We start from the raw sequence: 20,035 nt of genomic DNA on the forward strand, positions 1-20,035 counted from the left end.
CCGTATGCACAGTGCTCTCTTTCTGATCGAATTCGGTGCCATCACGCTGGCGCTCGGGCTGCTCGGGCGGCTCGCGGGACGCCTGCGGTTCTCACCGATCCCGCTGTATCTGCTGGCAGGGCTCGCGTTCGGCGAGGGCGGTCTGCTGCCGCTCGGCGCCAGCGAGGAATTCGTGGCCATCGGCTCCGAAATAGGCGTGATCCTGCTGCTGTTGATGCTGGGCCTCGAGTACACGGCCAGCGATCTCGTCACCAACCTGAAGACGCAGTATCCGGCCGGCCTTGTCGACATGACGTTCAACGCGCTGCCCGGTGCCGCCGCCGCGCTGCTCATGGGGTGGGGTCCGGTGGCCGCCGTGGTGCTCGCCGGTGTCACCTGGATCTCGTCCTCGGGCGTGATCGCCAAGGTGCTCGGCGACCTGGGCCGACTCGGCAACCGCGAGACGCCGGTGATCCTCAGCATCCTGGTGCTCGAGGACCTGGCGATGGCCGTGTATCTGCCCATCATCACCGCGCTGCTCGCCGGTGTCGGCTGGGCGGCCGGCGGGCTCACGCTCGCCATCGCGCTCGGCGCCGCGGGTCTGGTGCTGTTCATCGCCGTGCGGTTCGGGCGGCACATCTCGAAGTTCGTGTCGAGCGACGACCCGGAGAAGCTGCTCCTCGTGGTGCTCGGCCTGACCATCCTGGTCGCAGGCCTCGCGCAGCAGCTCCAGGTGTCCGCGGCCGTGGGCGCGTTCCTCGTGGGCATCGCGCTGTCCGGTGAGGTCGCCGAGAACACGCACACGCTGCTGTCCCCGCTGCGGGACCTGTTCGCGGCCGTGTTCTTCGTCTTCTTCGGTCTGCACACCGACCCGGCGAGCATTCCGCCGGTGCTGCTGCCCGCGCTGCTGCTCGCCGTGGTCACGGCCTGCACGAAGATCGCGACGGGCTACTGGGCGGCGCGCCGTGCCGGGATCTCCGTCAAGGGACGCTGGCGGGCCGGTGGCGCGCTGGTCGCGCGCGGCGAGTTCTCCATCGTGATCGCGGGCCTCGCCGTGACGTCCGGCATCGAGCCGAGGCTCGGCCCGCTGGCCACCGCGTACGTGCTGATCCTGGTGATCGTGGGCCCGCTGACCGCGCGGTTCGTCCAGCCCCTCGCGCAGCGGCTGTTCCCGCAGCCCGCGGCGGTGGCCGTGGGCGTGGTTCCCGAGCCGCGTGCGATCGAGCAGGGCACGGAGGCCGTGCAGGTCGCGGAGGCCGCGGAGGTGGCGCAGGCCGGACAGGTCGCGCACGAGGACGGGAAGCCGGGCGAGAAGCCCGACGACCGACCGGCCGCCGTGGACGAGCACAGCCGCTGACGATCCACCGCTGATCCTCGGCGCACACCGATCCACCGCCGATCCTCGGCGCACACCGCCGAACCCGGCACCCGACGGGGCCGTTCTCCAGTCATGGAGAACGGCCCCGTTCTCTCTCCAGTCGCCCGCGATGACCAGGGCGCTTAGCGTGGTGGGCGAAGTCGATCGGGGGGTCCGGTGGTTTGGAGGCCACGATGGATCGCTCGCCCGACACCACCCCGGCAGGCTCCGAGCCCGGCATACAGAGCTCCCCTCCAGGCGGCGGCTCCGTGCCGTACGCGGGCGGGGGCAAGCACGAGCACCGCTGGCTGATCCTCGCCGTGATCGGCCTGGCCCAGCTGATGGTCGTCCTCGACGCCACCATCGTGAACATCGCGCTGCCGTCGGCCCAGCAGGACCTCGGGTTCTCCGACGGCAACCGGCAGTGGATCGTCACCGCCTACTCCCTGGCGTTCGGCAGTTTGCTGCTGCTCGGCGGGCGGATCGCCGACCTCGTCGGCCGCAAGGCCGTCTTCCTCACGGGCCTGGTCGGCTTCGCTGTGGCCTCCGCGCTGGGTGGTGCGGCGAGCAGCTTCGAGATGCTCGTCGCGGCGCGTGCCCTGCAGGGCGCGTTCGGCGCGCTGCTGGCGCCGGCCGCGCTCTCCCTGCTGACGACGACGTTCACCGACCCCAAGGAGCGGGCCAAGGCGTTCGGCATCTATGGTGCCATCGCCGGTGCGGGTGGCGCGGTCGGGCTGCTGCTCGGCGGTGTGCTGACCGAGTATCTGGACTGGCGCTGGTGCCTGTTCGTGAACCTGGCCTTCGCCGCCTTCGCCTTCCTTGGCGGCCTGCGCCTGCTGCACGGCGGGCGCCCCGCGGAGCGGCCGAAGCTGGACGTGCCCGGCACGATCCTGGTGTCTGCGGGCCTGTTCTGCATCGTGTACGGGTTCTCCAACGCCGAGACGCACGACTGGAGCGAGTTCGCGACCTGGGGCTTCCTGGTGATCGGCGCGATCCTGCTCGCCGCGTTCGCCTGGTTCGAGACGCGGGCCGCGCATCCTTTGCTGCCGCTGCGCGTGCCCCTCGACCGGGACCGCGGTGCGTCGTACCTGGCGATGTTCATCGCCGGTGCGGGCATGTTCGGCGTGTTCCTCTTCCTGACGTACTACCTGCAGCAGATCCTGGAGTTCTCGCCGGTGTCGACCGGTGTGGCGTTCCTGCCGATGGTCGCCTGCATGATCTTCTCGTCGATCGTCACGCAGAACGTGCTCGCGCCGAAGTTCGGTCCGAAGCCGATCGTCCCGCTGGGCATGGCCCTGGCGGTGGTGGCGATGATCTGGCTGACCTTCCTCGACCTCGGCAGCAGTTACGCCGCCCATGTACTGCCACCCACGCTGGTGATGGGCATCGGCATGGGCATGATCTTCGCCACGGCCATGAACCTCGCCACGTCCGGTATCGCGACGCACGACGCGGGCGTGGCCTCCGCGATGGTCAACACCAGTCAGCAGGTGGGCGGTTCGATCGGCACGGCGCTGCTGAACACCCTGGCCACGACCGCCGCGACCAACTACCTCGTCGGCAAGCGGCCCACGCCGCTGGTGCGGGCGCAGGCCGCGATCGAGAGCTATTCGACCGCCTACTGGTGGTCGGCCGCGTTCTTCGGCGTCGGCTTCGTCGTGACGCTGCTGCTGTACCGGCCGGGGCGGCCGAAGGTGATGTCCGGCGACGGGGCCGTGCACATGTGAGCCGGTACGGGCGGCTGTGGTCGGCGTGGCTTCGGCCGACGCGGGTTGGTTCGGCGCGAGTTTGGTTCGCGCGGCCCATTCAGGGGGCATACCCCCTGAGCACAGTCCGCCCGATGGGCAGGTGGCAGGGCGGATGGCTGCGCCGTGCGGGGCGGACAAGACAGGGGCGAGGGGGCCGTCATGCGTGGCGTGCCGTACGAGCCGTATCAGGTGGACAGCGAGCGGCTGGCGACGGCGTTCGTGGAAGTGGCCGACGCCGCCGTACGGGGTGGTACTCAGGCCCTCGGCGCGCTCGTCGGCAGTTGCGTGTCGCTGCTCGGGGTGGCCTCGGCGGTGGCGGTGCTGAATCCGCCCGCGGCCCGGGTCGAGGTCGCGGCGTCCGATCCACGCGGTCTACGTCTGGAGCGGGCCGCGCTGACGTGGGGCGAGGGCCCCGGCCTGGACTGCCGCAGCTCCGCGACGGCCATCAGCGGCGTCCCGCTCGCGCATCCGTACGCGCGCGCCAACTGGCCGTCGTACACGGCGATGGCGCGCAGTCTGGGCTTCGCGTGTGTGGTGGCGGTGCCGCTGCGGGCCTCGGACCGGGCGGTGGGCTCGCTGAGCCTGCTGTCGGAGCTGTCGGGTCCGATCGGGCCGGAGCGGTTGCGCCTGGGGCAGCATCTCGCGGACGCGACGGCGTTGGGGGTTGTGCCGCGAGGGCGGGTCTGAACCAACGCCGGGCTCGACGGGCCTCCGACTTCGGCTTCGGCTTCGGCTTCGGCTTCGGCTTCGGCTTCGGCTTCGGCTTCGGCTTCGGCTTCGGCTGTTGAGGACCCCCCATCGCCGTGTACTCGCGGTCATCCGGTTCCTGCACCGAGACTTGACGCATGGCTGACGGGACGAGGCGAACGAAGCGCAGCGCGGGCCTGCTTCTCTTCCGGCGAGCGTCGGACGAGGTGGAGGTGCTGCTCGGGCACATGGGCGGCCCGTTCTGGGCACGCAAGGACGCGGGCGCGTGGGGTGTGCCGAAGGGCGAGTACGAGCAGGGCGAGACGGCGTGGGAGGCGGCGCGGCGCGAGTTCCAGGAGGAACTGGGGCTGCCGCCGCCGGAGGGGGCCGCGCTGCCGCTGGGCGAGACGGTGCAGTCCGGCGGCAAGCACGTGACCGTGTGGGCGGTGGAGGCGGATCTGGATCCGGCGGAGATGGTGCCGGGGACGTTCACGATGGAGTGGCCGCGCGGTTCCGGTCGCACGGAGGAGTTTCCCGAGCTGGACCGGGTGGCCTGGTTCGGCCTGGCGTCGGCGCGGGAGCGGATCGTGAAGGCGCAGGCGGTCTTCCTCGACCGGCTCGCGGCTCAACTGTCCTGAGCCGCGAGCCAAGCCCTTACTTCGACTTACGTCTATGTTGACAGGCTTCGATCCAAGGCGCACTGTTGCATCGACAGGCATCGATGCAAGCGAATGGGGAGACCGCCATGTCCCGTGCTCAGCTGGCCCTGCGGGTCAGTGACCTGGAAGCGTCGATCACCTTCTACTCGAAGCTGTTCGGCACCGAACCGGCCAAGCGCCGCGAGGGCTACGCCAACTTCGCCGTCACCGAGCCCCCGCTGAAGCTCGTCCTCATCGAGGGCGAGCCCGGGCAGGAGACCCGCCTCGACCACCTCGGCGTCGAGGTCGAGTCCACCGACCAGGTCAGTGCGGCCACCGGCCGGCTCAAGGACGCCGGCCTCGCGACGTTCGAGGAGAACGACACCTCCTGCTGCTACGCCCTCCAGGACAAGGTGTGGGTCCACGGCCCCGGCCAGGAACCCTGGGAGGTGTACGTGGTCAAGGCCGACGCCGCCACGCTCGGCAAGAGCGCGCAGGCCGGGGCCGACGGCGGGGACGGCTGCTGCACGAGCCCGGCCGCCACCGCCGAACCGGCCGCGGCGGAGTGCGCCTGCGGACAGTGATCCGAACGGCCGACGTCTGACGGACCTCCCCGCGGGTACCCGGCGCTCGCCCCGCAGCCCGCGTTGCGCACGCTCGTTGCGCGCGGGAAGGTCGAAGGAACCGCGCAGAGGAGGTCGGCAGCATGCCCATCGCGACGGTCAACCCGGCGAACGGCGAGACCCTCAAGACGTACGAGGCCCTGTCCCCGGAGGAGATCGAACGCAGGCTCGCCCTCGCGGCGAGCGCCTTCGACTCGTATCGGACGACGACGTTCTTCGACCGGGCGAGGCTGCTGCAGCGGGCCGCCGACCTGCTGGAGGCGGACGCGCCGGACATCGCACGCGTGATGACGACCGAGATGGGCAAGCCGGTCGCGGCGGCCCGTGCCGAGGCGTTGAAATGCGTGAAGACGATGCGCTGGTACGCGGAGCACGCCGCCGATCTGCTCGCGGACGAGCATCCCGCGGAGTCCGACGTGAAGGACTCGGGCGCGGCGCGGGCGCATGTGCGCTACCGGCCGCTCGGCCCGGTGCTCGCGGTGATGCCGTGGAACTTCCCGCTGTGGCAGGTCGTACGGTTCGCGGCGCCCGCCCTCATGGCCGGGAACGTGGGCCTGCTCAAGCACGCGTCGAACGTGCCGCAGACGGCCCTCTACCTGGAGGATCTCTTCCGCCGTGCCGGTTTCCCCGAGGGCTGCTTCCAGACACTGCTCATCGGATCGGGCGCGGTCGAGGGCATCCTGCGCGACGAGCGGGTGGAGGCGGCGACGCTCACCGGCAGCGAACCGGCCGGCCGTTCCGTGGCGGCGATCGCGGGCGACGAGGTGAAGAAGACGGTCCTGGAGCTGGGCGGCAGCGACCCGTACGTGGTGCTGCCGTCGGCGGACGTGGCGAAGGCCGCGAAGACGGCCGTCACGGCGCGCGTGCAGAACAACGGGCAGTCGTGCATCGCGGCCAAGCGGTTCATCGTGCACGAGTCGGTGTTCGAGGAGTTCCGGGACGCGTTCGTGGCCGGCATGCGGGAGCTGCGGGTGGGCGATCCGCTCGACGAGGACACGGACGTGGGACCGCTCTCCAGCGAGCAGGGGCGCAGCGATCTGGAGGAGCTGGTCGACGACGCCGTGGAGAGCGGCGCGACCGTGCTGTGCGGTGGGCAGCGGCCCAAGGACTTCGCCGACCGCGGCTGGTTCTACGAGCCGACCGTCATCGCCGATGTGACCCCCGAGATGCGTATCCACAAGGAGGAGACGTTCGGCCCGGTGGCGACCCTGTACCGGGTCGCGGACCTGGACGAGGCGGTCGCCGTCGCCAACGACACGCCGTTCGGGCTGAGTTCCAACCTGTGGACGCGCGACGAGGACGAGATCGAGCGCTTCGTGCGCGACAGCCAGGCGGGCGGTGTCTTCGTCAACGGCATGACGGCCTCGCACCCGGCCCTCCCCTTCGGCGGCGCGAAGCGTTCCGGCTACGGACGTGAGCTGTCGGACCACGGCATCAAGGAGTTCTGCAACATCACCACGGTGTGGTTCGGGGCCTGACAGCAGCCGCGAGACCTTGGCGGGGCGAGGGCCGGTCGATCCGCGCCCCCGCGCACAGCCCGTGCAGCAGGTCGCTCCCGGAGCTGTGGCCCACGGCCAGCAGGTCGGCGACCCGCGCGGCGAGATCCGCGCCGGTCGCCGCCGCGTGCAGCACCGCCGCCACCTGTGGAATGCAGTGACCGTCGGTGGCGTGCCGCAGGAGCGCGGCCGAGACCGGGGGCGTACGTGTCCCGGCCTGTTCGGCGGTGGCTACGAGGAGGGGCAGCCAGGCGGGTGGCAGCGGGGACAGACGGGCGGCCAGCAGCAGGCCGCACAGGAAGTCGTCGCCGGACGGGGTGGCTCCGGGGCCGAGCCCCAACAGAGCCTCAGCGGCGCGACGCCCCGCGCTCGGGGTTCCGTGCGCGAGGGCGCGGACGAGGGCGGTCGCGGCGGGACGGGCCTCGGCCGCCAGCGGGCGCGGCGGTCGCAGACGCGCGAGCCGGTCGAGGGCCGGGCCTCGCGGGAGGTCCTGGACGCGGGGCGGCGCCCAGAACTCCCCGACGGCCAGGCGCAAGTGACCGACCGCGACGCACCCGCCCCCGACCCGTCCCGCGCCCCCGACCGCCACGCCGTCGAACGGCCGCTCCCCCGCCGCACGCGGCAGAACCACGGCTGTCGGCACGCGCACGGCCTGCGGTACGACCACGGCGAGCGCGGTCTCACTGTCGCCCGACAGCAGATACAGCGCCTGCCGGGCTACGGCCACGACTCGGGCGGGACGTGGCGGCCCGGCCAGCAGCGCGCGGGCCAAGGTGCTTACCGTGCACGGCAGTTGGGAGGGACTCATGACGTGGGGGCAGCAATGTCGTCGGGCAGCTCCGGAACCGCGAACGCCTCCAGCGCCTTCCGGAAGCACTCCAACGGCGCGTGGGCCAGGCCTGCTCCGATCTGTCCGATGCCGGGTTCGCGGTGGGCGATGCCCGTGGTGACGACGGGTTCGATGCCGGTGTCGAGGACGGCGCGCACGTCGATGCCGACCGGGGAGCCGATGCCGCCGAGAGCCGGCAGCCGGTAGGCCTCGTGCCGGGCCAGCGTGATGCGGGCCATGTCACGGCTGGTGCGCAGCGCCTCCTGCACGGTGCCGCCGACGAAGCCGGTGATGGCGGGCGCGGCGGCGAGGGCGAAGCCACCGAGGCCGTTGGTCTCGGTGATGGCACTGTCGCCGATGTCGGGGTTGGCGTCCTCGGGCCCGTATCCGGCGAAGTACAGTCCCCGCACCTCGGCGGCGGGCGCCGTGAACCAGGCGTCTCCGAGGCCGCTGACGCGGATGCCGACCTCGACGCCGTTGCGGGCGAATGCCGTGACGAGCGTGGAGTGGGCGACGCCGTGCGCGGCGGAGGTGGCTAGTTTGGCGGCCGCCATCGAGAAGTTGAGGAACCAGTAGTGGTTCTCGGCGAGGAACTCCAGGACGTCCGGGCCGTGTTGTACGCGGGCGAGCGGCGCGGCGAGTTCCCGCAGCAGCAGGGCGGAGGCGGCGGTGTTGCGGCTGTGGCACTCGTCGCCCATCTGGAGCGCCTGGGCGACGACGGAGCGCAGATCCACGCCGTCGGGCCGGTCGGCGAGGGCAGCGCGCAGGGCAGGCGCCAGTACGTCGGCCATCCAGCGGAGCCGCTCCATCACGTCGTCGCCGAGGGCCCCGTAGCGCAGGCAGCGTCCCGCGCCCTCGTTCAAGTTGGCGTAGGCGCGGCGCCCGGTGGCCGGGTCCTCGACGACGAGCACGGGCATGGACGGGGAGGTGATGCCGCCCATGGGTCCGACGGCCTCGTGGTGGTGGCACGGTTCGAAGCGCAACGCGCCCGATCCAGCGAGGAGTTCGGCCTGCTGAGGGGTGTCGGCCCAGCCCTCGAGCAGCGCGGCACCGATGACACCCGCGCGCATCGGGCCGCACATGTCGACCCAGTCGACGGGCGGCCCGGCGTGCAGCAGGACGCGTTCACCGGTGGTCCGGTCGTCGAGCACCGGCAGGACGTCGCGGGCGGTGCGTACGTCGCGCCACACGGGTCGGACGGCGAGCAGCCGCTCGACGGCGGTGCGGTTCGCGGCCTCGACGGCTTCGTGGCCGGTGAGTTCGGCCAGCTTCCAGGCGAGGTCGGGGTCACCGCCAGCGGGCGGCCGCCAGTCGAGGGTGCTGACGTGGGCGCCAGCGGTGCGGGGCACATCGGCGAAGTCGGCCACGCCGACGGCGGCGATCCGCGGTGCGGCGTCGCCCGCGCCGAGCAGGTCGGGCACGAGGTGAGTGGTCATGTGCGGGCTCCTGTGGGGTGGTCGGGATGGGCGGCCTCGACGTGTGTGTCGCACCGGGCGGTGGTGCGTGCCGACGCCCCCGTGCGCCACGGATGCGGCATCACGGTCACCGCACCGCCCTCACCGTCGGCATCAACTCACCAGTCTCACGGCGAGGTTCGCCGCCCCCGGCCACCAGCGACACCGCCCACTCGGCCGCGTCCGTACTGGTCGGGGCCAGCACGGCGCCCGCCTTCTCCAGGCGCGCCCGCACCGCGTCGACGTCCTGCGGGTCGCCGGCCGTGCCGACGACGAAGGCGATGACGGGCGCCCGCCCTCGCTCCCCCACCCGTTCCCCCACTCGTTCCAGCTCGGTCGCGAGCGCCGCGGCCGGATCGGCACCCGCGCCGTGTCCGAGGACGACGTCCAGGACCACGGCGGCGGTGCCCGGGTCGGACAGTGCGGCACGCAGATGGGCGGCGCGCACGGTGGGGTCGATCATCGGGTGGGGGCGGCCCGCCGTGTAGGCGTCGTCGCCGAGGTCGAGCACCAAGTGGCGCTCTGGCAGGTCGATGTCACGTCCGGGAACGTAGGGGTCGACCGCCGTGACCGCCCCCGGCAGCAGTTGCCGCGCCTCGTACGCGAAGGTTCCGCCCGCGTACAGGGCACGGAGGTACCGGCCCGGAACCGCGTCCACCGCGGGCGGCGCCCACTGGGGTGCCGGAACACCGCCGAGGGTGCGCACGACCGCGCGGGCCGCGTCGCGCAGTGTGCCGACGACGGTGACGGCGCCCGCCCCACCCGGCCGCTCGGCGCCCGCGAGATCGCCGGTCGCGGCGGGCCTCTCGGTGCCGAGGAACGCGACGACGACCGGCTTGCCCGCACGCGCCGCCCGGGCGATGACGCGTTCGGCCACTTCGGGCGCGGGCGGCTTCGACACCAGCACGATCACCTCGCAGCCGGGGTCGGCGACGAGCAGGTCGAGCGCGTCCAGCGTGGTGCGCGCACCGACCTCCGCGCTGAGGTCACGGCCACCGGTACCGATCATCTGCCGGACCCCTTCGCCGGCCGCGTCCAGCAGGCACGACACCTGCTGAAGTCCCGTTCCGGAGGCGCCGATCAGGCCGATGCGGCCGGGGCGGAGCACATTGGCGAAGCCGAGCGGTACGCCGTCCAGGACGCCGGTCCCGCAGTCGGGTCCCATGGCGAGCAGGCCCCGGCGGTGGGCCTCCTCCTTGATACGGATCTCCTGCTCGACGGAGACGTTGTCGCTGAAGACGAAGGCGTGCATGCCGCGGCGCAGCGCCTTGAGCGCCTCGGCCGCCGCGTACGGGCCTGGGGTGGAGATCAGGGCGAGCGCGGTCGCCGGGTCCGCCTCGCCGAGGGCGCGCGGCACCCATTCATCGGGCTCGGCGCTCTCCGAGGCGGCGGGCTGTTCGAGCAGCGCGGGCACCTCGGCCAGGGCGTGCTCGATGGCGTCGGCGTTGCCGCGCAGCGCGACGATCAGGTCGGCGGGGCGTGCGGCGCGGCCCTCGTCGGTGAGGAGTCGGGCGTCGGCGAGCAGCCGCAGATTGGGTTCGGTCGCCATGACGAGGCTGGCGGCCGTGATGCCGGGCAGTCCGGTGAGGTGCTGGGCCGCGCGCATCAGGGCGACGGAGTCGGCGTAGGCGTCGCGCCGCACGGAGTTCGACGTCAGGGTGTCCGGGGCTAGGTGGCCGTCGGTGGCGGGCGGGGTGGGCTCCATGGCTTCGACGCTACGGCCGCGCCCCAGGCGTAGTCTTCGGCGAGAAGTGCCAGCGCGCGGGTGTGGATCACCGGCAGCGGCTGACAGTGACCGGCCGCCGGGCCCGCATCAGCATGGCCGGGGACACCCGCAACCGCGCCACACCCCCGTCCGAGCCCTCACCACCGCCGATGCCGACGGCCACCGTCAGTGAGCGCGCGCGCTGAGCAACCGGTGGGCGTGCACCGCCAGTTCCGTCTGGAGCCGGCGCATCGGATCCTTGTCGGGTGCGCCGGTGAGCCGTTCGATCTGCTTGAGGCGGTAGCGCAGCGTGTTGTAGTGCACGTGGAGTTCCTCGGCCGCCTCGACGCCGTTGCGGTCGTGCCGCAGATACACGGTGAGGCTGTGCACGAGGCTGCCGTCGTGCCCGGCGTCGTACGTCAGCAGCGGGCCGAGGGCGTCATCGACGAGCGCCTGGAGTTCACCCGCGGGCAGCTGATCGAGGAGCCGGTACACCCCGCTCTCCTCGTGGAGCCGGACGAACGAGTGGGCGGGGCCCTCCAGTTCACGGCCCAGGGCGAGCGCACTGAGCGCCTCGCTGTGGCTGAGGTGCAGTTCCGTGAAGTCGGCGCGGATCGTGCCCGCCGCGACGGCCACGGCGCGCCCCGGACAAGCGGCGGCGACCGCGCGGCGCAACTCCTCGCAGCGGCTGCGCAGTTCGGCGCCACCCGTCGCCACCAGCGCGGTGAGGCCGCCGGGGGTGCCCCAGGCAGGTGTGTCGGCACCCAGTGCGGTGCGGGCGGCGGCGAGCAGGCGTTCCTCGGTGAGGCGGACGCCCGCACCCTCCGGAGTGGCCACGGCCTCGACGACCACGGCGGCGCGCGGCCGCTCCAGGTCCCAGCCGAGGGCCGCGGCCCGGCGCGCCGACTCCGCACGGTCGCGCGGCGGGTGGGAGACGAGTTCGGTCAACAACAGGGTGCGGTACCGGCGTTCACGCTCGGCCAGTACGCGTTCCTGCACGGCGAGCATCCCGGCCAGGCTGGCGACATGGTCGGCGGCGGTGCCCCACTCCTCGTCGGGTACGCAGCCGGGCCCCGCCCACAGGGCGACCTCGCCGCCGCTGCGGTGCCCGACGGTGATCGGCCGGGACACGGACGCGGGGACGCCGTCGGGCACGTCTCCCGCAGCCGCGAGCAGACCCCCGTCCGGTCCGCGGATCGCGGCGGCGCAGCCGGTCTCCGCCGCCAGCAGGACGACCAGTTCGCCGTAGGAGCCGCCCCCGAGGACGGCCTGGGAGAGCCGGTCGCGCAGCGCCTGCGAGCGCTCCAGGCTCAGCGCCTGCCGGTTGAGTACGGTGCCGATGACCTCGGAAAGGATGTCGTTGAGCATGACGTCGCCGGGCAACTCGACGATGGGAAAGCCCAGTTCGTCGGCGCGGCGCAGCATCGGGGCGGGCAGCCTCGGTAGATAGGGGCCGACCTTCACGCCGAGGGCCGCGAGACCGCGGGCGGCGAGTTCGGGCACCAGGCCGGTGAGCGCCTCTTCGTCGTCTCGGACCGCGTAAGCGGTGGTGAGCAGGAACTCGCCGCCGCGCATCCAGCGGATGATGTCCGGCACTTCCATGATGTTGGCGACCCTGATGCCGCGGCGGGCGCCCGCCTCCCCGGCCGCAAGGCGGGCGCCCGCGAGCGCGGGCAGCTCCAGCGCCTGGGCCACGGTCAGGCCCGCGGCGCCGGCGGGACGGGGTGCCGTCACGGCGTGCGGAACAAGGGTCACGCCGCTCACTATGGGCGCCCTCGCGGGGGGCTGTAAACGCTCGTGACACGAGGTTGTATACGATCCCTCGATACCGTGACGATGCCGCCGCCCACCCCCACCCGGTCGCCCACGAAGCACTGTCAGCGAGCGTCAACACCCCCGCGCACACGCTGGCACCGGCTGCCCATGACCGCCGCGCCGGGCGTTCCTATCGTCCTGACATGCCTCCAGGAACCGCGCCCCCACCAGCCGCTTCCCCCGTGCGGCCGCCGGCCGTGACGCGCCCCGCCGCCCCTGTCACCGTCCTCGCCATCGGCGGCAACGCACTCCTCAGCGGCGGCCCGCGCGCCACCATCGCGGAACAGTTCGCCGCCGCCCGGCAGCTGGCGCGCCCGGTGGCCGAACTCGTCCGTGCGGGGCACCGCGTGGTCGTCACGCACGGCAATGGTCCACAGGTCGGCTTCATCAAGCGGCGCGCCGACCTCGCGGCCGAGCTCGCCCCCGAACTCCCGCTGCTCGACCTCGACATGTGCGTCGCCGACTCGCAGGGCAGCATCGGCTACATCCTCGTACGCGGCCTGTCGGACACCCTGCCGGCCGGGTCCCGGCCCGTCGCGCTGCTCACGCACACCGTCGTCGACCCGGACGACCCGGCATTCGCCCGGCCCACCAAGCCCATCGGCACCCACTACGAGCGCGCGGAGGCGGAGCGGCTCGCCGCCCGGCACGGGTGGACCGTCGCCGACGACGCGGGGCGCGGCTGGCGCCGCGTCGTCCCCTCACCGGCGCCGCACGCCGTTGTCGAACTCGATGCCATCGCAGCCCTGTTGGACGCCGGGCATGTCGTGGTGGCGGGCGGGGGCGGCGGCATCCCCGTCACCCGCGGGCCCGACGGGGCGCTGTGCGGCGTGGAGGCGGTCGTCGACAAGGACGCGACCTCCGCACTGCTCGCCTCCGCGCTCGGCGCGGACGAGCTGATCGTGACGACCGGGGTCGAGCGGATCGCCCTCGACTGGGGCACCCCACGCCACCGCGACCTCGACCGCATGGACGCGGCGCAGGCCCGCCGGTATCTGGCGGAGGGGCAGTTCCCCGAGGGCAGCATGGGGCCGAAGGTGCGCTCGGCCCTCGACTTCCTCGCGTCCGGCGGCCACCGTGTGCTGGTCACGTCGCCGGGCGCGCTGACCGAGGCGCTGCGCGGCGCGACGGGCACGCATATCGTCCCGACGGCCCGGACTGTCCGGTCGGTCAACCGCGATGGCAGTGGCATCGGCAGTGGCCAGGGCAATGGCAACACGAAGGCTTTGGAGCCGTAACACGACGACATCAAGATCGCCTACGCCGCCGACACCCTTTTCCCCCTATCGCCCCGCCTCCTCTCGGCCGAAGGACCCCCTATGACGCTGACCTCCGCCGCCCCCTCCCCCGACGCCATGCCTATCGACGGCCGCCACCACCTCGCCACCACGCCCGACACCGCCCGCTGGGGCGTACTCCCCCGCGCGGACGACGCCCCGGTGCTGAAGGTCGACGACGGTGACACGGTCACGTTCGATCTCGTCTCCCACGAGGGGATCCTGCCCGACCAGGGCCGCGACCCGGTGGAGTTCTTCGGCGGGTACGGAGTGCCGGCCCACCAAGTGCCGCGCGACGCACAGGAGATCGCGGCGTCCGACCTCGGGCGCGAGCCGGAGAAGCTGATCGGCCCGCACATCGTCACAGGACCCGTCGCGGTGCGCGGCGCACGCCCCGGTGACCTGCTGTGCGTACGCACCCTGACCCTGCACCGGCGCACCCACTACGGCATCGTCTCCAACCGGCACACCCGCGGCTCCCTGCCCGAGGAACTCCCGGACCCGGCCGCCGAGTTCACCAGCCCGGACACCAAGCGCGCCGCCGAAGGCACGGTCTCCTCCTTCTGCACGGTCGAACGCGACAGCGACGGCGCCGAGTTCGGCGTGCTGCGCTGCACGCCGACGCTGAGCGCGCGCTTCCCGCTCGGCCCGTTCGTCGGGATCATGGGCGTGACGGACGACTCCGCGGACACGCGCAGTTCGGTGCCACCCGGCCCCTTCGGCGGCAACCTCGACATCAAGCATCTGACCTGCGGCTCGAACCTGTACCTGCCCATACGTACCGACGGCGCGGGTTTCTACGCGGGTGACCCGCACTTCGCGCAGGGCAACGGGGAGGTGGCGCTCACCGCGCTGGAGGCGCCGCTGCGGGCGACGGTGCAGTTGTCCGTGGTGCGCGGTGCGGCGGCACGCCGGGTGACCGGGCTGCTCGCGGAGCCGTTCGCCGAGACACGTACGCACTGGATCGCGCTCGGGCTCGACGCCGACCTCGACGAGGCGATGCGCCAGTGCGTGCGCTCCGCGCTCGACTTCCTTACGGCGCGCACCGGCATGGACCGGGCCACGGCGTACGCGTATCTCAGCGCGGCGGCCGACTTCGAGGTATCGCAGGTGGTCGACCAGATCAAGGGCGTCCACTGCCTGATCCGCAAGGCGGACTTCCCCGCCGAGACGTAACCACCGATCCACCACCCACCCCAGGTCGCGCCCGCACGCACCGCACCCGCACCCGCATTTGCCCGTCACGCATGTCTCGACCGAAGGAGAACCACCGTGACCGCTCTGCTGCTGCGCCACGCGCGTGTGGAGGACTCGCCCGACCCGACCGACATCCGGGTCCGTGGCGGACGGATCGAGGCCATCGGCCCCGGTCTCGCCGCGCCGGACGGCATCGGCGCCGAAGTCATCGACTGCGCGGGCCGTGTCGTCGTGCCCGGTCTGATCGAGGCGCATCTGCACCCGGACAAGGCCCTGCTCGACGGATTGACCCCGGAGGGCACCGGCTCCCTCGCGGACGCCATCAGGATCACCGCGCTGCTCAAGGCGGGATTCACGTACGACGAGGTACGCGCGCGTGCCGAGCAGGTGCTCCGGATGTGCGTCCTGAACGGCACCACCGCGATCCGGGCCCATCCCGACGTCGACCCGGTGGCGGGCCTGACCGGGCTCAACGTCCTGCTGGAACTGCGCGAGAGGTGGGCGGCCCTGGTCACCCTCCAGGTCGTCGCGTTCCCCCAGGAGGGCATCTTCAAGGCGTCCGGCACGGAGAAGCTGCTCCGTGAGGCGCTCGACTCGGGCGCCGATGTCGTCGGGGGTTGCACTTACAACGAGGCGTCCCTCGCCGACTGTCACCGGCATGTGGAGCTGGTCCTCGATCTCGCCGCCGAGTACGGCGTCCCGGCCGATCTGCACGCGGACTTCGGCGACGACCACGGCGACAGCCGCTTCGCCCTCGCCGAGTTCATCGCCGCCCGCACCGCCGAGCGCGGCCTTCAGGGGCGGGTGACCCTCGGCCACGCCACGTCGCTCGCCGGGCGCCCGCCGGCCGAGCGGCGCGCGGTCCTCGCCGCGCTCGCGGCCGCCGGGGTCGCGGTCGTGCCGCTGCCCGCCACGGATCTCTTCCTGGGCGGTCGCGGCGACGACACGGCGCCGCGCCGGGGCCTGGCCCCCGTGCGTGAACTCTGGGACGCGGACGTCCTCACCGCCTGCGCCACCAACAACATCCGCAATGCGTTCACCCCGTACGGCACCGGCGACGTCCTGGAGACCGCGCTGCTGCTCGCCCGGATCGCGCACCTGTCGGGCCCCGCCGACCTGCGGCGGGTGCTGCGCATGGTGACGTACGACGCCGCGCGCGTGATCGGCATTCCGGAAGCGGACTACGGAGTGCGCGAGGGCGCGGTGGCCGACCTGGTCGTCCTGGACACCCGCGATCACGCCACGCTGCTCCTGGATCGGCCCGCGCGCACCGCGGTGGTCAAGTCGGGGCGGGTGGTGGCCCGTTCGACGGTCTCCGCCGAACTCAACGGTTCCCTCGTCGCGGGCGGGGTGGTCTGACATGGCCGAGGCGACGACAGGGACGAGCACGGCCGCTCCGGTGACACCCGTGGTCCGGGAGCGGATTCCGCACGAGATCGTGGCCTCGGTGCTCGCCGCGACGACCGCGTTCGTGGGCGGGACCGCGCTGCATCTGCCACCTTGGGCGATCTTCATTTCGTGGGCGGGCATGTTCCTGATGGGCGGCCCGAGTCTGGCCGGCGCGCGACGGCTGTGGTGCGCGATGCCGGTGGGTTCCACGTACGCGCTGCTCATCGTGCTCCTGGAGACCCACGCGGGTACGGCGTTCGGCGAGAGCCAGTTGGCCCGGAACACGTTCGGGGCACTGTGCATCCTCGTCCTGAACAGCGCGCTCATGTACACGGGCCGGGTCCGGTTCTTCTCGCTCATTCCCGGCATGTTCTTCGGTTTCGCCAGCTACTTCGCGACGTTCTTCGGCGGGTTCGGCTTCGAGGCGGGGAACCCGTGGGCGGCCTGGGTGTGCGTGGTCGCCATGAACGCGCTCGGCCCGGTGTACGCGTGGCTGTCGATGCGGCTGACCTTCCCGGTGGAGATCAAGTCGCCTTCCTGAGCCGCCCTGTTCACCCTGGTGTCACTCCGTGTTCGGGGCGGGGGCCGAGCGTGTGCGCTGTACACGTCATCCGCGCCTCAGGAGGCCCCATGTCCCCGCTCGTCCCCGGCAAGCGCCGCACCCTCGGCCGTTCCGTCGCCGCGGGTGTGCCGCTCGCCGCCCTGGTGGCGCTCGGTGTGGCGCCGGCCGCGACGGGCGCGCCCGCCGGGTCCGCGGCGGCCGAGGTCACCGGGAGCGCGGCGCTCGGCGACCTGCCCCTGGGCGAGTTCAGCAACGCCCTGCTGCCGGGCACGGTCGAGAACGACCGGGGCGTGGATCTCGGCGGCATCGGCTCGGACCTCTACCCGGCGAGCCGCAAGGGCGAGTTCTGGACGGTGACCGACCGCGGCCCGAACGGCCAGATCAAGGTCGACGGCACGAAGCGCCGCACGTTCCCCGTGCCCGGTTTCGACCCGGCGATCGTGAAGATTCGCGTGACCGGGGACAAGGTCGAGGTGCTCGACGCGATCCCGCTCACCACGAGGTCCGGCAAGCCCGTCACCGGCCTGTCGAACCAGGAGGGCCGGGACGAGAAGCCGTACTCGTACGACGCCAAGTCCCCGCTCGCGTACAACCCGAACGGTCTCGACACCGAGGGCATCGTGCGCGCGGCGGACGGCAGTTTCTGGCTCGTCGACGAGTACGGCCCCTCGCTCGTGCACGTCTCCGCGCACGGCCGAGTCCTCGCCCGGCACGTGCCGAAGGGACTGAACCTGAAGGGCGCCGACTACCCGGTCGTCGAGTCGCTGCCGTCCGTGCTGCTGCACCGCAAGGCCAACCGGGGCTTCGAGGGGCTCGCCCAACTGCCGGGCGGGGACCTGGTGCTTGCGGTACAGAGCCCGCTGTCGCTGCCGGACGAGGACGCGGGCGAGGCCTCGCGGACGACGCGCCTGCTGCGGTTCTCGCCGAAGAGCCAGGCGGTCACGGCGGAGTACGCGTACCGCTTCGACCCGGTGGACGTGGTGGACCCCGGCGAGGACGACCCCTCCGAGCTGAAGATCTCCTCCGTCGTCGCCGTCGGCGGCAACCGGCTGCTGGTGGAGGAGCGCACCGACAAGGCGGCCCGCCTTCAGGAGGTACGGCTCACGCGCGGCGCCGACATCCTGGGCGGACGCTGGGACGACGACGCCACGTCCCCGTCGCTCGAGCAGCTCGACGACCCGGCGGCGAAGGGCGTTCCGGTCCTCGACAAGCGCCTCGTGGTGGACCTCGACAAGGTCGACGGCGTCCCGGACAAGGTCGAGGGCATCGCCCTCGCGGGCCGCGACACCCTCGCCCTGATCAACGACAACGACTTCGGGATGACCGACGGCAACGGGGCGTTCGACGCGGACGGGCGGCTCGTGGACAGCGGCGTCGAGACGAAGGTGACGCACGTGAAGCTGCCGAAGGGCGCCCTGTAGGCGCAGCTGGCTGCCAGCGGTGCGCCCTGTAGGAGCACCTCGCCGCCGTCGAGTCGGCGCAATCAGCCGCCCAGCTCGCTGGGCAACTCGCTCGGCAGCTCGCTGGGGATGTCCGAGGGCAGTTCGCTCGGCAGCCCACTGGGGAGCTCGCTCGGCAGGTTGCTCGGCAGCGAGGACGGCAGCTTGCTCGGGATGCGGGGCGACGACGAGCGCGTGGCCTGCTCGCTGCTCTCGTCGGGCGACTTCTTGTCGCCGTCCGATGAGCTGCCGCGGGTCGTCAGGAGGACGACGGCGCCCACGATCACCACGAGGGCGACGAGCGTCGCGATCACCAGGAACTTGCGCCGGTCGGGGCGGCGCGGCCCGTCGGGCGGCGGCGCACCGAAGCCACCGGGCGGCGGGGCGTCGTTCGGCGGTGGGGGCGGCTGCGGCGGCATCGGGGGTAGGGACACCCCTCCAGAATTGCCGCATCGCGCCCAACGCGCGAGCCCCTGAGGGAAGTTGACCGACCGGACGGCGTACGTCCGGTCGGTCGCGGCCCTTCCGTACTTTCGTACGGGACTTCTGTACGGGCTGCGTCAGCCGCGCGCGCCCAGCAGGTGGTCCATCGCCAGCTGGTCGAGGTGCTCGAACGCCATGCCGCGCTCGGCGGCGGCGTTCACGTCGAACTCCTCGAAGGCGCTCTTGTCGGCGAGCAGCGCGGACAGGCCGTCGGCGGCGGTCGGCTTGGCGAGCTCGTCCAGGCGGGAGGCGGCCAGGGCCGCCTGGACCTCGGGGTCGTCGCGGAAGGCGGCGGCCCGGTCCTTGAGGATCAGGTAGTTGCGCATGCAGCCGGCGGCCGAGGCCCACACGCCGTCGAAGTCCTCGGTCCGCGGCGGCTTGAAGTCGAAGTGCCGCGGGCCCTCGTAGCCGGCCTGCTCCAGCAGGTCGACGAGCCAGAACGCGGCGCGCAGGTCGCCGGCGCCGAAGCGCAGGTCCTGGTCGTACTTGATGCCGGACTGGCCGTTGAGGTCGATGTGGAAGAGCTTGCCCGCCCACAGGGCCTGGGCGATGCCGTGCGGGAAGTTGAGGCCCGCCATCTGCTCGTGGCCGACCTCGGGGTTCACGCCGTACATCTCGGGCCGCTCCAGGCGCTCGATGAACGCGAGGGCGTGGCCGACGGTGGGCAGCAGGATGTCGCCGCGCGGCTCGTTCGGCTTGGGCTCGATGGCGAACTTGAGGTCGTAGCCCTGCTCGACGACGTACTCGCCGAGGAGGTCGAAGGCCTCCTTCATGCGGTCGAGCGCGTCACGGACGTCCTTGGCGCCACCGGACTCGGAGCCCTCGCGGCCGCCCCACGCGACATAGGTCTTGGCGCCCAGCTCGGCGGCGAGGTCGATGTTGCGGATGGTCTTGCGCAGGGCGTAGCGGCGCACGTCGCGGTCGTTGGCGGTGAAGCCGCCGTCCTTGAAGACCGGGTGCGTGAACAGGTTCGTGGTGGCCATCGGGACGACCATGCCGGCGGCGTCGAGGGCCTGCCGGAAGCGCTTGATGTGCGACTCGCGCTCGGTCTCGGAGGACCCGAAGGGGATCAGGTCGTCGTCGTGGAAGGTCACACCGTGGGCGCCGAGCTCGGACAGGCGCTGCACGGACTCGACCGGGTCGAGCGCCGGACGGGTGGCGTCGCCGAACGGGTCACGGCCCTGCCAGCCGACGGTCCACAGACCGAAGGTGAACTTGTCTTCAGGGGTGGGCTGGTACGTCATCTTGCGGCTCCTCGCCGACTATTTCGTCATGGCGCTTTACAAATTAGTATGCGGGAACGCTGCTGGGAAGAGCCGACCGTCTTACAGACACAGATTTCCCGAGATTTCAGGAG

17 protein-coding genes are annotated in these 20,035 nt (G+C 72.3%); 11 read left to right on the top strand and 6 right to left on the bottom strand.

Going from position 1 to position 20,035, the window contains the following annotated elements:
* Positions 1-4: 4 nt before the first annotated feature.
* The 6 genes from ACYSUO_RS20710 to ACYSUO_RS20735 all read left to right on the top strand — a co-directional run bounded on the left by ACYSUO_RS20710 (position 5) and on the right by ACYSUO_RS20735 (position 6,510).
* On the top strand, positions 5-1,336 hold the full coding sequence (locus ACYSUO_RS20710) for a cation:proton antiporter (protein WP_461777664.1): 1,332 nt from the start codon (positions 5-7) through the stop codon (positions 1,334-1,336).
* Positions 1,337-1,530: 194 nt separating this feature from the next.
* Entirely contained in the window at positions 1,531-3,063 is a 1,533-nt protein-coding gene (locus ACYSUO_RS20715; RefSeq protein WP_461777665.1) for an MFS transporter, read from the top strand.
* Positions 3,064-3,243: 180 nt separating this feature from the next.
* Positions 3,244-3,771, top strand: a complete 528-nt coding sequence (locus ACYSUO_RS20720; protein WP_461777666.1) for a hypothetical protein — start codon at positions 3,244-3,246, stop codon at positions 3,769-3,771.
* A 158-nt stretch (positions 3,772-3,929) separates the two neighbouring features.
* Entirely contained in the window at positions 3,930-4,409 is a 480-nt protein-coding gene (locus ACYSUO_RS20725) for an NUDIX domain-containing protein (protein ID WP_461777667.1), read from the top strand.
* Positions 4,410-4,516: 107 nt separating this feature from the next.
* Positions 4,517-4,993, top strand: a complete 477-nt coding sequence (locus ACYSUO_RS20730) for an ArsI/CadI family heavy metal resistance metalloenzyme (protein ID WP_461777668.1) — start codon at positions 4,517-4,519, stop codon at positions 4,991-4,993.
* 122 nt (positions 4,994-5,115) lie between these two features.
* Positions 5,116-6,510 (top strand): NADP-dependent succinic semialdehyde dehydrogenase, encoded by a 1,395-nt coding sequence (locus tag ACYSUO_RS20735; RefSeq protein ID WP_461777669.1) that lies wholly within the window; start codon positions 5,116-5,118, stop codon positions 6,508-6,510.
* Here ACYSUO_RS20735 and ACYSUO_RS20740 read toward each other — a convergent pair.
* The 4 genes from ACYSUO_RS20740 to ACYSUO_RS20755 all read right to left on the bottom strand — a co-directional run bounded on the left by ACYSUO_RS20740 (position 6,485) and on the right by ACYSUO_RS20755 (position 12,271).
* Positions 6,485-7,300 carry an oxamate carbamoyltransferase subunit AllH family protein gene (locus ACYSUO_RS20740; protein WP_461777670.1) on the bottom strand — a complete coding sequence of 272 codons (816 nt, stop codon included), beginning with the start codon at positions 7,298-7,300 and terminating at the stop codon, positions 6,485-6,487. The two genes, ACYSUO_RS20735 and ACYSUO_RS20740, sit on opposite strands and share 26 nt — an antisense overlap.
* 32 nt (positions 7,301-7,332) lie before the next feature.
* Entirely contained in the window at positions 7,333-8,793 is a 1,461-nt protein-coding gene (locus ACYSUO_RS20745; protein WP_461777671.1) for a YlbE family protein, read from the bottom strand.
* Positions 8,794-8,899: 106 nt separating this feature from the next.
* The gene (locus ACYSUO_RS20750; RefSeq protein WP_461777672.1) at positions 8,900-10,516 is read right to left on the bottom strand and encodes an acyl-CoA synthetase FdrA; all 1,617 of its coding nucleotides are present in this window, start codon (positions 10,514-10,516) and stop codon (positions 8,900-8,902) included.
* A gap of 186 nt (positions 10,517-10,702) precedes the next feature.
* Positions 10,703-12,271, bottom strand: a complete 1,569-nt coding sequence (locus ACYSUO_RS20755; protein WP_461777673.1) for a PucR family transcriptional regulator — start codon at positions 12,269-12,271, stop codon at positions 10,703-10,705.
* Between the two features lie 203 nt (positions 12,272-12,474).
* Between ACYSUO_RS20755 and ACYSUO_RS20760 the strand changes: the two genes are divergently transcribed.
* From ACYSUO_RS20760 to ACYSUO_RS20780, 5 genes are all read left to right on the top strand, one after another.
* Entirely contained in the window at positions 12,475-13,569 is a 1,095-nt protein-coding gene (locus ACYSUO_RS20760) for a carbamate kinase (RefSeq protein WP_461777674.1), read from the top strand.
* An 81-nt stretch (positions 13,570-13,650) separates the two neighbouring features.
* Positions 13,651-14,784: an acetamidase/formamidase family protein gene (locus ACYSUO_RS20765; protein ID WP_461777675.1), complete on the top strand. Its 1,134-nt coding sequence runs from the start codon at positions 13,651-13,653 to the stop codon at positions 14,782-14,784.
* A 96-nt stretch (positions 14,785-14,880) separates the two neighbouring features.
* Positions 14,881-16,164: an amidohydrolase family protein gene (locus ACYSUO_RS20770; RefSeq protein WP_461777676.1), complete on the top strand. Its 1,284-nt coding sequence runs from the start codon at positions 14,881-14,883 to the stop codon at positions 16,162-16,164.
* Between the two features lies 1 nt (position 16,165).
* Positions 16,166-16,735: a DUF1097 domain-containing protein gene (locus ACYSUO_RS20775; protein WP_461777677.1), complete on the top strand. Its 570-nt coding sequence runs from the start codon at positions 16,166-16,168 to the stop codon at positions 16,733-16,735.
* A gap of 89 nt (positions 16,736-16,824) precedes the next feature.
* Positions 16,825-18,177 (top strand): esterase-like activity of phytase family protein, encoded by a 1,353-nt coding sequence (locus ACYSUO_RS20780; protein ID WP_461777678.1) that lies wholly within the window; start codon positions 16,825-16,827, stop codon positions 18,175-18,177.
* A 62-nt stretch (positions 18,178-18,239) separates the two neighbouring features.
* Here the strand turns inward: ACYSUO_RS20780 and ACYSUO_RS20785 are convergent, their stop codons facing one another.
* The gene (locus tag ACYSUO_RS20785; protein ID WP_461777679.1) at positions 18,240-18,629 is read right to left on the bottom strand and encodes a hypothetical protein; all 390 of its coding nucleotides are present in this window, start codon (positions 18,627-18,629) and stop codon (positions 18,240-18,242) included.
* A gap of 126 nt (positions 18,630-18,755) precedes the next feature.
* Entirely contained in the window at positions 18,756-19,922 is a 1,167-nt protein-coding gene (gene xylA, locus ACYSUO_RS20790; protein ID WP_461777680.1) for a xylose isomerase, read from the bottom strand.
* Positions 19,923-20,035 lie beyond the last annotated feature (113 nt).

This window comes from Streptomyces sp. UC4497 (assembly GCF_054871485.1).

Coding starts and splice junctions, on each gene's coding strand:
- ACYSUO_RS20710 (WP_461777664.1), top strand. CDS start 5: ATGCACAGTGCTCTCTTTCTGATCGAATTCGGTGCCATCACGCTGGCG.
- ACYSUO_RS20715 (WP_461777665.1), top strand. CDS start 1,531: ATGGATCGCTCGCCCGACACCACCCCGGCAGGCTCCGAGCCCGGCATA.
- ACYSUO_RS20720 (WP_461777666.1), top strand. CDS start 3,244: ATGCGTGGCGTGCCGTACGAGCCGTATCAGGTGGACAGCGAGCGGCTG.
- ACYSUO_RS20725 (WP_461777667.1), top strand. CDS start 3,930: ATGGCTGACGGGACGAGGCGAACGAAGCGCAGCGCGGGCCTGCTTCTC.
- ACYSUO_RS20730 (WP_461777668.1), top strand. CDS start 4,517: ATGTCCCGTGCTCAGCTGGCCCTGCGGGTCAGTGACCTGGAAGCGTCG.
- ACYSUO_RS20735 (WP_461777669.1), top strand. CDS start 5,116: ATGCCCATCGCGACGGTCAACCCGGCGAACGGCGAGACCCTCAAGACG.
- ACYSUO_RS20745 (WP_461777671.1), bottom strand. CDS start 8,793: ATGACCACTCACCTCGTGCCCGACCTGCTCGGCGCGGGCGACGCCGCA.
- ACYSUO_RS20750 (WP_461777672.1), bottom strand. CDS start 10,516: ATGGAGCCCACCCCGCCCGCCACCGACGGCCACCTAGCCCCGGACACC.
- ACYSUO_RS20760 (WP_461777674.1), top strand. CDS start 12,475: ATGCCTCCAGGAACCGCGCCCCCACCAGCCGCTTCCCCCGTGCGGCCG.
- ACYSUO_RS20765 (WP_461777675.1), top strand. CDS start 13,651: ATGACGCTGACCTCCGCCGCCCCCTCCCCCGACGCCATGCCTATCGAC.
- ACYSUO_RS20775 (WP_461777677.1), top strand. CDS start 16,166: ATGGCCGAGGCGACGACAGGGACGAGCACGGCCGCTCCGGTGACACCC.
- ACYSUO_RS20780 (WP_461777678.1), top strand. CDS start 16,825: ATGTCCCCGCTCGTCCCCGGCAAGCGCCGCACCCTCGGCCGTTCCGTC.
- xylA (WP_461777680.1), bottom strand. CDS start 19,922: ATGACGTACCAGCCCACCCCTGAAGACAAGTTCACCTTCGGTCTGTGG.